The 12218-nt window shown below is 69.1% G+C and carries 11 protein-coding genes; 5 read left to right on the plus strand and 6 right to left on the minus strand.

Annotated elements, in window-relative coordinates; all coding sequences use genetic code 11:
- The first annotated feature begins 7 nt into the window (after nucleotides 1-7).
- From POR01S_RS13095 to POR01S_RS13105, 3 genes are all read left to right on the plus strand, one after another.
- Complete coding sequence (locus POR01S_RS13095; RefSeq protein WP_042136301.1) at nucleotides 8-1153, plus strand: alginate O-acetyltransferase AlgX-related protein; 1146 nt, start codon at nucleotides 8-10, stop codon at nucleotides 1151-1153.
- Between the two features lie 62 nt (nucleotides 1154-1215).
- Entirely contained in the window at nucleotides 1216-2544 is a 1329-nt protein-coding gene (locus POR01S_RS13100; RefSeq protein WP_042136303.1) for a bifunctional DedA family/phosphatase PAP2 family protein, read from the plus strand.
- 97 nt (nucleotides 2545-2641) lie between these two features.
- A complete protein-coding gene (locus POR01S_RS13105) occupies nucleotides 2642-5209 on the plus strand; it encodes an ATP-binding protein (RefSeq protein ID WP_042136305.1) in 2568 nt (855 codons plus the stop codon).
- 40 nt (nucleotides 5210-5249) lie between these two features.
- Here the strand turns inward: POR01S_RS13105 and bfr are convergent, their stop codons facing one another.
- From bfr to POR01S_RS13135, 6 genes are all read right to left on the minus strand, one after another.
- Entirely contained in the window at nucleotides 5250-5747 is a 498-nt protein-coding gene (gene bfr, locus POR01S_RS13110) for a bacterioferritin (RefSeq protein WP_007159675.1), read from the minus strand.
- Between the two features lie 120 nt (nucleotides 5748-5867).
- Entirely contained in the window at nucleotides 5868-6758 is an 891-nt protein-coding gene (locus POR01S_RS13115; protein WP_027597213.1) for a PA4780 family RIO1-like protein kinase, read from the minus strand.
- A gap of 150 nt (nucleotides 6759-6908) precedes the next feature.
- The gene (locus POR01S_RS13120) at nucleotides 6909-7841 is read right to left on the minus strand and encodes a 5-oxoprolinase subunit C family protein (RefSeq protein ID WP_042136306.1); all 933 of its coding nucleotides are present in this window, start codon (nucleotides 7839-7841) and stop codon (nucleotides 6909-6911) included.
- The gene (gene pxpB, locus POR01S_RS13125) at nucleotides 7838-8515 is read right to left on the minus strand and encodes a 5-oxoprolinase subunit PxpB (RefSeq protein ID WP_042136308.1); all 678 of its coding nucleotides are present in this window, start codon (nucleotides 8513-8515) and stop codon (nucleotides 7838-7840) included. Before pxpB ends, POR01S_RS13120 begins: the two co-directional genes overlap by 4 nt.
- Nucleotides 8512-9258, minus strand: a complete 747-nt coding sequence (locus tag POR01S_RS13130; protein ID WP_042136311.1) for a 5-oxoprolinase subunit PxpA — start codon at nucleotides 9256-9258, stop codon at nucleotides 8512-8514. The genes pxpB and POR01S_RS13130 overlap by 4 nt, the downstream gene beginning before the upstream one ends.
- Nucleotides 9259-9363: 105 nt before the next feature.
- The gene (locus tag POR01S_RS13135) at nucleotides 9364-10284 is read right to left on the minus strand and encodes a LysR family transcriptional regulator (protein WP_027597217.1); all 921 of its coding nucleotides are present in this window, start codon (nucleotides 10282-10284) and stop codon (nucleotides 9364-9366) included.
- Nucleotides 10285-10556: 272 nt separating this feature from the next.
- Here POR01S_RS13135 and POR01S_RS13140 point away from each other — a divergent pair, with 272 nt between their 5' ends.
- Together POR01S_RS13140 and POR01S_RS13145 are read left to right on the plus strand one after the other, a co-directional pair.
- Complete coding sequence (locus POR01S_RS13140) at nucleotides 10557-11264, plus strand: DUF969 domain-containing protein (RefSeq protein WP_027597218.1); 708 nt, start codon at nucleotides 10557-10559, stop codon at nucleotides 11262-11264.
- Nucleotides 11261-12211 (plus strand): DUF979 domain-containing protein, encoded by a 951-nt coding sequence (locus POR01S_RS13145; protein WP_027597219.1) that lies wholly within the window; start codon nucleotides 11261-11263, stop codon nucleotides 12209-12211. The genes POR01S_RS13140 and POR01S_RS13145 overlap by 4 nt, the downstream gene beginning before the upstream one ends.
- The last annotated feature ends 7 nt before the right edge of the window (nucleotides 12212-12218 follow it).

Consider the following 12218-nt stretch of genomic DNA (forward strand, 5'->3'; position numbering starts at 1 on the left):
CGCCGTCATGAGCGCTCCCGCCCTGCCGCCCTCACCCGCACCGCAACCGCCCAGCGCCAGCAGCGTGCGGCTGGCCCCGCTCGCCGGAGTGGTCTTCGCCCTGTTCCTGGCGATCGGCCTGCTGTCCTGCGCCTGGGCGCTGCTCACCGATCGCCTTTCGCTCTGGCCGGAAAGGGTGGATCGCCATGCCCTGCTCGAAGGCGAGATCACCCACCACATCGCCAAGGAACTGGCCAAGGCGCCGTTGCCGGAAGCGGCCGCCCGCCTGGAACGCGGCGCCAGCTGGCTGCTGCTGGGCGACAGCGGACCCCGGGTGCGCCAGGGCTGCCCCGGCTGGCTGTTTCTCGCCGAAGAACTCGAGGTCTCGCGCCAGGCCGCCGCCAATGCCCGGGCCCGCGCCCAGACGGTGATCGAACTGCGCCAGCAGCTGGCCGCCCGGCACATCCAGTTGCTGGTCGCCGTGGTGCCGGACAAGAGTCGCATCGCCGCCGACCAGCTGTGCGGACTGCGACGCCCGGCCGCCTTCGCCAATCGGGTCGCCGACTGGACGCGGATGCTGAGTGCCGCGCGGGTACCGGTGCTCGACCTGACCACGGCGCTCACGCCCCTGGGCAGCGCCGCCTTCCTGCGCACCGATACCCACTGGAACGAGGCCGGTGCCGAGGCCGCGGCCCGCGCCCTGGCGCTGCGCATCCAGGCGCTCCCCTTCCAGGCCAGCCCGGCACGGGCCTTCACTCGCACGCTGCTGGCGCCGGCACCGCGACCCGGTGACCTGGTGCGCCTGGCCGGCCTGGACTGGCTGCCGCCGCGCTTGCAGCCGACCCCCGAGGTGCTGCGCCTGACCCAGGTCGACAGCCGCGCCGCGGCCGGCGCCAGCGATGACCTGTTCGGCGATGGGGACCTGCCCAATGTGGCGCTCATCGGCACCTCCTTCTCGCGCAATTCCAATTTCCTGCCCTTCCTGGAACAGGCCCTGGGCGCCAGCGTCGGGCGTTTCGTCAAGGACGGCGGGCATTTCGCCGGTGCGGCACGGGACTATTTCGCCAGTCCCGCCTTCCGACAAACCCCGCCACAGTTATTGGTCTGGGAAATTCCCGAGCGCGATTTACAATCCCCCGGCCCCGAGGCGTTGCGTCTCGATCCGCGTCCTTGAGGCAACCAAGGCTTTCCCCATGGGTCTGAGGACGCAACCCCCAGCCCCCAGGAAGCCTTTCGATGACGGAACTGCTAGACGGCCTGACCCAGTGGATCAACCAGCACCACCAGTGGCTGGGCGTGGCCATCTTCATCATCTCCTTTCTCGAGTGCCTGGCCCTGGCCGGGCTGGTGGTACCGGGCACGGTGATCCTGTTCGCCGTGGCCGTCGCCGCCGGCAATGGCGCGCTCAATCTCTTCGATACCCTGCTGCTGGGCTTTCTGGGCGGCATCCTTGGCGATGCGGTGTCCTACTTCATCGGCCGCCGCTTCCACGAGGGCATCCGGCGCCTGCCCGGCCTGCGTACCCATCCGGAATGGATCGGCTCGGCCGAGGGCTTCATCCACAGATACGGCGTGGCCAGTCTGCTGGTGGGTCGCTTCATCGGTCCGCTGCGCCCGCTGCTGCCGCTGATCGCCGGCATGCTGGACATGCCCCTGGTCAAATTCGTCAGCGTCAGCCTGGTGGCCGCCGCCGGCTGGTCCATCGCCTACCTCGGCCCGGGCTGGGTGACTGGCGCGGCCTTCCGCCTACCCTTGCCGGAAGGCTTCTGGCAGCAGGCCGGCATCATCCTCGGCGGCATCGCGGCGCTGGTGGCGGTCATCGCCCATGGTGCCTGGCGCGAGCGCGCCGGCACCACCCTGATCAGCGGCGCCCTCTGCCTGGCCGGGCTGCTGGCCCTGCTGTTCGGCTGGCACCACCTGCGCGCCTTCGACGAAGGCCTGATGGCGCTGGTGCAGGAGCATCGCGAGGGCTGGCTCAACCTGGTTGCCGTGGTCATCACCCGCATGGGCGATTTCCGTACCCAGCTGATCCTGGCCGCAGTGCTGATCCTGGTGCTGGCCGCCTTCCGCCAGTGGCGCCCGCTGCTGTTCGCCCTGGGCACCACCCTGGGGACCGCTCTGGCCAACGGCCAGTTGAAGAATCTGCTGGCCCGCGCGCGCCCCGATGTGCTCGCCGAACCCCTGACCACCTACAGCCTGCCCAGCGGCCACAGCTCGGCCTCCTTCGCCTTCTTCCTGACCCTGGGCATCCTCGTCGGCCGCCGCTATGGTCCGCGCGGGCGCCTCGCCTGGCTGGTGATCGCTGCCCTGCCGGCGGTGCTCATCGCCCTCAGCCGCGTCTACCTGGGCGTGCACTGGCCCACCGACATCCTGGCCGGCGCCCTGCTCGCCGGCGGTTTCTGCGGCCTGAGCCTGGCGCTGTTGCAGAAGACCGGCGGCAATCGCCTGGAGCCGATCCCGCCGCGGACCTGGTGGGTGCTGCTGCCCCTGGTCGTACTGGTGCTGGCCTTCGCCGCCGGCTGGGCCCTGCCCGAAGCCATCGAGCGCTATGCGCCCCGGCTGTAAGGCCGCGGCCGAAAAAATCCGCGCCTGGTCCTGCAGTTCCGGTTCGATCGTGGTCTGAACGGCTGGAACTACGGCGGTGGGTGGGGAGACACGATAGATGGCAGCGCAGCTTGCCGACTGGAACGAACTGGACTTTCTCGCCGGCGGTGGCGAGATGGGCGCCCGGCTGCGCAGTCATGACTGGTCGGAATCCCCTCTGGGCCCGCCTTCTCAGTGGCCGCAATCTCTCAGGTCCGCACTGAGCATCTGCCTGAATTCCAGCTTTCCCACCGCCATCTACTGGGGCCCCGACCTGCTGCTGCTCTATAACGATGCCTGGGCGCCAATTCCCGCCGAGCGGCATCCCTGGGCCCTGGGTCGCCCGGCGCAGGAGGTCTGGCAGGACATCTGGCCGGTGGTGGGGCCGCAGTTCGGGCAGGTCCTGAGCAGCGGCCAGGGCTTTTCGGTATTCGACCAGCTGCTGCCGATGCTGCGCCAGGGGGTGGTCACCGAGACCTACTGGAACTACAGCTTCACCCCGATCCGTGGCGAAGGCGGCGAGATCGCCGGGATCTTCAACCAGGGCCACGAGACCACCCAGCGCATCCTCGACGAGCGCCGTCGGGCCGCGGATGCCGCCCGCCAGCGGCGGATGTTCGAGCAGGCGCCCGGCTTCGTCGCCATCGTGCGCGGCCCGGATCACGTCTTCGACTTCGTCAACGTCGCCTACAGCCGCCTGTTCGATGGCCGGCCCCGCGAAGGCCTGACGGTGCGCGAGGTCTTTCCCGAATTGCACAATCAGGGCTACTTCGAGTGGCTCGAACAGGTCTATCGCAGCGGTCGCCGCTTCGTCGCCGAGCACCAGCCCCTGCGCCTGGAAACCGCGGGCGAACCGGTCCGCACCCTGTACCTGGATTTCATCTACGAACCCCTGACCGACGAAACCGGCCAGGTGATCGGCATCTTCTGCCAGGGGCAGGACGTCACCGAAGCCCATCTGGCGCGCGCCGCGCTGGAGGCCAGCGAACGACGCTTCCGCACCGCCCTGGAAATCGAGACGGTGGGCGCCCTCTGCTTCGATGCCGAGGGGCGGCTGATCGATGCCAATGACGCCTTCCTGCGCATGAGCGGCCATGACCGCGAGGACCTGGCCGCCGGACGCATCGCCTGGCCCGCACCGCTACTGCCCCATGCCGACGCTCAGGTGCCGCCCGAGGAGCGCAGCTATCGGCGCCGCGACGGCTCGACTGGCTGGGCGCTGGTGGCCGCCAAGCGCCTGCCCGATGGCAGCGCCTTCGAATTCCTGGTCGACATCAGCGACCGCAAGCAGGCCGAGGCCGAGTTGCGCGAGGAAACCCGCACCCTCGAAGCCCTCAAGCGCATCGACACGGAGTTGGCCAGCCAGCTGGATCTCGCGCACCTGGTGCAGACCGTGACCGATGCCGGGGTGGAGTTGACGGGCGCGGAATTCGGCGCCTACTTTCATCAACGCCATGAAGAAGGTGGCGGACGCCTGCAGCGCTTCACCCTGTCCGGCGTCGAGCGGGACCTTTTCGAGCAGATCGGAGAATCCGCCGCCACTGCCCTGTTCGTCACCACCCTGGGCAGCGCGGGCGTGGTCCGCAGCGATGACTTGGCGAACGATCTCCAGTTCGACCACGCCCTGGCGCCGCAAGGCTGCCACGCGGGCCGGCTGCCGGTGCGCAGCTATCTGGCCGTCGCGGTGGTGGCCCGCAGCGGCACGGTGCTGGGCGGGCTGGGCTTCGGCCATCCCGAACCGGGGCGCTTCAACGCCCGCCACGAACGTCTGATGGTTGCCCTGGCCGCTCGCGCGGCCATCGCCATCGAGCAGGCCCAGCTGTTCCAGGCGGTGCGGACCGCCAATGAGACCCTCGAACAGCGGGTCATCGAGCGCACCGCCGAGCTGACCCAGGCGCAGCAGGCGCTGCACCAGGCGCAGAAGATGGAAGCCATCGGCCAGTTGACCGGCGGCATCGCCCACGACTTCAACAACCTGCTGGCCGGCATCATCGGCAGCCTGGAGCTGATCGAGCGCCGCCTGCAGCAGCACCGGACCGACCAGCTCGACCGGCTGCTCGGTGGCGCCCAGGCCTATGCTGCGCGCGCGGCCTCCCTGACCCAGCGGCTGCTGGCCTTTTCCCGGCGGCAGACCCTGGAACCCAAACCCACCGACGTCAACGAGCTGATGCTGGCCATGGAAGAGCTGATCCGCCGCAGCGTCGGCCCGGCGATCGAGGTGCAGGCCGAGCCGACTGAGCCGCTCTGGTCGACGGTGATCGATGCCGTGCAACTGGAAAGCGCCCTGCTCAACCTGGCGATCAACGCCCGGGACGCCATGCCCCAGGGCGGCCAGCTGCGGCTGTCCACGGCCAATCTGCCGGAGGATGCGCCGGAGCGACCGGAGGACCTGCCAGCAGGCGATTACGTGAGAGTCAAGGTGAGCGACACCGGGACCGGCATCGCGCCGGAGATCCTGGAGCGGATCTTCGATCCCTTCTTTACCACCAAGCCGCCGGGTCAGGGCACCGGACTGGGCCTGTCGATGGTGCACGGCTTCGTGCACCAGTCGGGTGGCCAGATCCAGGTCGACACTACGCCGGGCGTGGGCACCTGCATCTCGCTCTATCTGCCACGGGCACCGGAGGACGACGCCCGCACGTCCTGAGCGGCGCCCGGCGGCGCCCGGCGGCGCCGCTCGGTCGACCTCAGAGGCCGGCGCCATGGGGCGTGGTGCCGCCCTTCATCTGCGATTGCAGGTAGTTCTGCAGACCGATCTTGTCGATCAGGCCCAGCTGCTGCTCCAGCCAGTAGGCGTGGTCTTCCTCGGTGTCTTCCAGCTGCACCACCAGGATCTCGCGGGTCACGAAGTCCTTGTGCTGATTGCACAGGGCCACGCCCTGGGCCAGGGCTTCGCGTACCTCGTACTCCAGCGCCAGGTCCGCGCGCAGCATCTCCGGTACGGTCTGGCCGACGGTGATGGCGTTGGGACGCATGTCCGGCGTGCCCTCGAGGAAGAGGATGCGGCGCAGCAGGGCATCGGCGTGCTGGGTTTCCTCTTCCATCTCGTGGCCGATCCGCTCGTACAGGCGCATCAGGCCCCAGTCCTCGTACATCCGCGAGTGGATGAAGTACTGGTCGCGCGCCGCCAGCTCGCCGCGCAGCAGCTGGTTGAGGTAGTTGATGACGTCCGGATGGCCTTGCATGAAAAGAGTCCTGTGCTGTTCAGTGCCCAGTTTAGCGCGCTGGCGCCCGGAGGACGCCGTTCATCGCCCGACCACTGGGGCCGTTCGTCTCATCGCAGCGCTAATCGTTCTACTTAACGATCAGCTTAGCCAGGGCGGCGGCGGTTCTTCGCGCACGCTGGGCTCGTCCTGCTCGCGCCGTGCGGCCTGGCGACGCTCCTCGTCGCGCCGGGCGGCCTCGATCTCGCGCATCACCGCATGGACGTCGGCCTGGCCTTCGCGTTCGACGAATTCGCCGGTCAGGCGGGTATTGGCGAACAGCTCGCCCTTCTCGAACAGCGCCCACATCTCCGGCGCATAGCGGGTCTTGCGCAATTCCGGGGCGAAGCGACCGAAATACAGCGCCATGTTCTCCACGTCCCGCGCCAGCAGGCGGAAGGCGTGGTTGTTGCCGGCGGCGTCCACCGCCTGGGGCAGGTCTATGATCACCGGGCCGTCCTCGGCCAGCAGCACGTTGAATTCGGAGAGGTCGCCGTGGACCAGGCCAGCGCAGAGCATGCGCACGATCTGGCCGATCATCAGCTCGTGGTAGCGCAGCGCTTCCTCGGCGGTGAGGGTCACGTCGTTGAGCCGCGGCGCGGCCTCGCCATTGCCGTCGGTGACCAGATCCATCAGCAGCACGCCATCGAGGAAGTCATGGGGCTTGGGCACCCGCACCCCGGCATCGGCCAGGCGATAGAGCGCCGTCACCTCGGCGTTCTGCCAGTTGTCCTCGCGCTCGCGGCGACCGAACTTGGAGCCCTTGGCCATGGCGCGGTTTTCCCGACTGCCACGCACCTTGCGCCCCTCCTGATACTCGGCGGCCTGGCGGAAGCTGCGCTTGTCGGCCTCCTTGTAGACCTTGGCGCAACGTACCTGGCTGCCGCAGCGCACCACGTAGACCGCCGCTTCCTTGCCACTCATCAGGGGCCGTATCACCTCATCGACCAAGCCGTCCTCGATCAGCGGCTCGATGCGTTTGGGAGTTTTCATCGCCGGTTCCAGCTCCTTCTTGTCGGTCGTCTCAGGGGGACGTGTGAGGCAAGTTTCAAGCCAGACGCCGAGAAAGGGAAGTCGGCGTCGCCCCTGAGCGTGCGACTCATCGAAGCGGACAAGATTCCTCAGCCGTGACCGGTTGCATCGTCAGCCGCCGAAGAAGGCCAGGAACCGCCGCCACTCGGCCTGGGCCTCGGCCAGCTCCACCGGGGCGAAGCGCACCTCGTGATGGGCCGGGCACTGGGCCAGGCGCGCCAGGTCCAGCGGGTGGATGAAGCCCAGCAGCGGATAGCCGCCCATGGTCTGGCGATCGGCCATGAGCACGATGGGCTGGCCATCGGGCGGCACCTGGATGGCACCGGTCACCACGCCCAGCGACCACTGGCGACGCGGGGGCGCCAGGGGCACCTCGCCGGCCAGGCGGATGCCCATGCGATCGGACTGCGGGCTGATGCGCCAGGGCTGGGTGCAGAGCGCCTGCTGCTGCGCCGGTCCGAAGGCCTCGGCGTCGCCACCGAGGATCACCCGCAGGGTCGGCACCTCACGATAGTCCGGCACGAAGCGCGCGGCCGGACCGCAGCCGTGGGCATGCAGCGCGCTCACCGCCGCGCAGCCCAGCCGCTGTCCGGCCGCCAGCGGCGCGCCCTGGCCTTCCAGCCCGCCCAGGCCTTCGCGTCGGTTGCTGGCCACGCTCCCCAGGGTCGCCGGCGCCTGGAAGCCGCCACCGGCGGCGGCCAGGTAGGCGCGCTGTCCGGACTGGGCGAAGCCCAGGCGCAAGCGCGCGCCAGCCCTTACCGGAAAACACGACCAGGCCGGCAGGGGCTCGCCATCCAGGCGGGCGTCCAGCGGCGCACCGGTCAGCGCCAGCCAGGTATCGGTCTCGATCTCGAATTCGGCGCCGCCCAGGGCGATCTCCAGCAGCGGCGCCGCGACCGGATTGCCCACCAGGCGATTGGCCCAGCGCGCGGCATGGCCGTCCATGGGCCCCGAGGGCGCTACCCCCAGGTGTTGCCAGCCCTGGCGCCCCAGATCCTGCAGCAGGGTAAGGGGACCGGGTTTGATGACCTGCAGTCCGCTCATGGCTGACCTCCCTGGGCGCGAAAGGCCGCTTCGTCGACGGGTACGAAACGCACCCGATCACCGGGTGCCAGCAGGCACGGCGGCTCGGCCCGGGCATCGAAGACCGTCCACAGGCAGCGACCGATGAGATTCCAGCCGCCTGGCGAGGCCTGGGGATAGACGGCGGTCTGGCGCTCGGCGATGGCCAGGCTGCCGGCGGGTACGTGGGTCCGCGGCGTGCTGCGCCGGGGCAGCGCCAGGCGTTCGTCCAGTTCGCCAAGAAAGGCGAAGCCCGGCATGAAGCCGATGGCGCCCACCTGATAGTCACGACCGCTGTGCAGAGTGATGACCTCGCCCTCGCTCAGGCTACAGCGCTCGGCCACCTCGGCCAGATCGGGGCCGGCATAGAGCGTCGGCACCTGGTGCAGGCGCCCACCCTCGCCCGCCGGCGCGGCGCCCGGCCAGTCGGCCAGCAGGGGGTCGAGGCCGGCCTGTAGCTCGGCCAGGGTCAGTTGCAGGGGATCGTAGTGCACCAGCAGGCTGGTCCAGCCCGCCACCAGATCGGTCACCGCCGGGCCGAAGCGCTGGCGAATCCGCTCGCCCAGGCGGGCGATGCGCGGCGGCAGCGCGGCATCGGGATGCTCGGCCAGTTCGAGCAGCAGCGCCGCAACGCCAAAAGGCTTGCAGACGATCATAGGGCGTCCAGGGCGGCGCGCAGCCGCCGTAGTACCGCCAGGGATTCGGCGTTATCACCATGCACGCAGAGGCTGTCGGCCTGCAGCCGCATGGGCTGGCCATCGAAACCGGGAAAGTCTTCGCCGCGGGCGATGGCGACGGCCTGGGCGAGGATGCGTTCGGGGTCGTGATGGACGGCCCCGACCTGGCCACGCGGAGCCAGGGAGCCGTCGGCCAGATAGGCGCGATCGGCGAAGGCTTCCAGCAGCAGCGGCACCCCGGCGGCTTCGGCCAGCCGGCGCTCGCGATCATTGTCGGCCTTGGCCAGCACCATCAGCGGCAGTCCCTGGCGATAGCGGGCGCAGGCGGAGAGCGCGGCGCTCAGCAGGGCATCGTCCTTGACCAGGGCGTTGTAGAGGGCGCCATGGGGCTTCACGTACTCGACGCGCACGCCTGCGGCGCGGCAGAAGGCGTCTAGGGCGCCGATCTGGTAGAGGATCATGGCTTCCACCTCAGGCGGGGTGCAGGCCATGGGTCGCCGACCGAAGCCCACCAGATCGGGATAGGCCGGATGGGCGCCGATCTGCACGCCGTTGGCCACCGCCAGGGTCACGGCTTGCTGCATGGTCAGGGGATCGGCGGCATGGAAGCCGCAGGCCAGGTTGGCCTGATCGACCAGGGGAATGGCATGGGCGTCGTCACCCATGGACCAGGCACCGTAGCTTTCACCGGAATCGCAATTGAGCAGCAGGCGAGCGGGCATGACAGGATCCTCTGAGAAGGTAGCTCGAGTGTCGGAAAGCCGGAGCGCCGCTGTCCAACAAAAGATTCCGGGCGCTGGCGATAAGAAGCTGTTGAAACACCTTGGCTAGACCAGCACCGGCAAGGCGCGCTCCGGCCCCAGCCGCGTGCACCAGTCGGCCACCACCGTCTGGCTCAGGGCCACCACCGCCTCGCTCAGCGCCAGGCCGGCGCCGCCATGCCAGCTGGCCTGGACATCGAAGGGCGGCGGGCCGGCCAGCGGCAGGGGCATGAGACTGCCGCGGGCCAATTCCTCGATCACCAGGGCCGGCGGCAGGGCGCCGATACCGAAGCCCTCGCCCATCAGCTTGATGATGGCCGCCACCGAGTTGATGCAACAGACCCGCGGTTCGGCGATGCCCTCGCGCTGGAGCAGGCCGAGGATGTCCTGGTGCGGGCGGGAATGGCGGGAAAAGGTGATCAGCCGTTCGCCCGCCAGTTCGGCCAGATTTGCGTAGGGCCGCGCCAGGTGGCTGTCGCTGGCCACCAGCCAGCGCACCGGATAGCTGGCCAGGTGCAGATTGCGGATGCCCTCGGCGCGCAGGAGATCGGTCTGGAAGATCAGGTCGAGCTGCCCCCGCGCCAGCTGCTCGGCCAGATTCAGCGCCGTGTCCGCGGTCAATTCCAGCTCGATGGCCGGATAGGTCTGGGTGACCGCGGCGATCAGTTGGTCCAGCCAGCTGTGGATCACCGTATCCATCACCCCGATGCGCAGGCGGCCCTCCAGGGTCTGGCCATGGCCCAGGGCCTCGTGCAGCTCGCGCTGGGTGGCCAGCATCCGTTCGGCGTAGCCCAGTACCCGATGGCCCTCGGCGGTCAGGCTCACGCCGCGGGAGTCGCGCAGGAACAGTTGCACGCCCAGTTCGCTCTCCAGCACGGCGATGCGACTGGAAATGGCCGCCTGGGTGGTGGACAGCTTTTCCGCCGTCAGGCGGAAACTGCCCAGGCGGGCGACCCAGACGAAGGTATCGAGAAAGCGCAGATTCATGGGGACCTCGACAAGGCTACCCCGCCACTTTACCCCCACCGGCGAGCTTGTCTGCCCCGCTTTTCCCTATCGGCGGCGAACAGTTTTATTTGCTGGACGCCAGCTCCGCCGGCGGCGAAAGATGCCAGCCGGCGTTATGCCAAGTGACGTCTGACAACAATAACGAGCGGTGCCGCGGGCACTGCCTGGATCAGCCGAAGCCGCCCGCGGCTTCCTACCGTCCGCCGCACCGTCTGCCCGGAGCGCGGTGGACCCGCTGGAGACATCCACCTATGCAAACCACCGTCAACCTCTGGCCGCTGCTGGGCGTGCTGGTCATCGTGGTCGGCTTCGTGCTGAGGTTCAATCCGCTGCTGGTCGTCGCCCTGGCCGCCGTGGCCACCGGGATCGCCGCCCAGTTCAGCCCCGAGGCGCTGCTCGCCGCCATCGGCACCGGCTTCATCAAGGCGCGCGCCCTGCCGCTGATCATCCTGCTGCCGCTGGCGGTGATCGGCCTGCTCGAACGCCACGGCCTGCGCCTGCATGCGCAGAACTGGATCGCCCGCTTTCGCAACGCCACCGTCGGCCGCCTGCTGATCTTCTACCTCTTCGTCCGCGAGACCACCGCCGCCCTGGGGCTGACCAGCCTCGGCGGCCATCCGCAGATGGTCCGTCCGCTACTGGCGCCCATGGCCGAAGGCACCGCCGAAAAACTCCATGGCCGCCTGCCCGAGGCCCTGCGCCAGCGGCTGCTGGCCTTTTGCGCTGCCACCGACAATGTCGGCCTGTTCTTTGGCGAGGACATCTTCGTCGCCTTTGGCGCCATCGCCCTGATGCACACCTTCCTGCTCGGCGCCGGACTCGATGTCGAACCCCTGCACATCGCCCTCTGGGGCATTCCCACGGCGCTCTGCGCCTTCTTCATCCACGCCCTGCGCCTGCACCGCTTCGATCGCCAGCTCTATCGCGAGCTGACCGCGAACCGGGAGGTGCGGCCATGATCCTGTCGATCCAGTACCTGTTCTGGCTGGCCGGCGCCATCCTGGCGCTGACCGCGGTCATGACTCTGGCCGATCGTCAGCACCCCAAGCGCTGGACCAGCGGCCTGTTCTGGGGCCTGTTCAGCCTGGTCTTCCTGATCGGCGATCGCCTGCCACCCGCCTGGGTGGGCGCCGGGGTGCTGCTGATGGCGGTGCTCGCCGGCTGCGGTGCGGTGGGCAGCGGTCATCACGCCAGTCGTCCTGAACGCGAGACCCGTGCCAGCGCCGGCCGCCTGGGCAATCGCCTGTTCATTCCGGCACTGGCCATTCCCGTGGTGACGGTGATCGGCAGCGTCCTGCTTAAGGATGTGCAGATCGCCGGCCTGCCGCTGCTCGACCCGAAGAACGTCACCTTCGTCTCCCTCGGCCTGGGCGCCCTGGTGGCCCTGGCGCTGGCCTGCTGGCTGACCCGCGACACCCCGATCCAGGCGATGCGCGAATCGCGGCGCCTGACCGATGCCCTGGGCTGGTCGCTGGTGCTGCCCCAGGCCCTGGCCATGCTCGGCCTGGTCTTTACCGACGCCGGCGTCGGCAAGGCGGTGGCGCACCTGGCCACCGCCTACGTGGCCCTCGACCTGCGCCTGGTGGCGGTGGTGGTCTATGTGGTGGGCATGGCCGCCTTCACCGTCATCATGGGCAACGGCTTCGCCGCCTTCCCGGTGATGACCGGCGGCATCGGCGTGCCGGTGCTGGTGGGCGTCTACCACGCCGATCCGGCGGTGATGGCCGCCATCGGCATGTTCTCCGGCTACTGCGGCACCCTGATGACGCCCATGGCGGCCAACTTCAACATCGTGCCGGCGGCCCTGCTGGAGCTGGACGACAAGAATGCCGTGATCAAGGCCCAGGTCCCCACCGCCCTGGCGGTGCTGGCCTGCAACGTGGTGCTGCTCTATCTGCTGATGTGAGGTATCC

Origin of the sequence: Pseudomonas oryzihabitans NBRC 102199, assembly GCF_000730625.1 — a bacterium.
In the GTDB taxonomy this organism is placed as follows: domain Bacteria; phylum Pseudomonadota; class Gammaproteobacteria; order Pseudomonadales; family Pseudomonadaceae; genus Chryseomonas; species Chryseomonas oryzihabitans.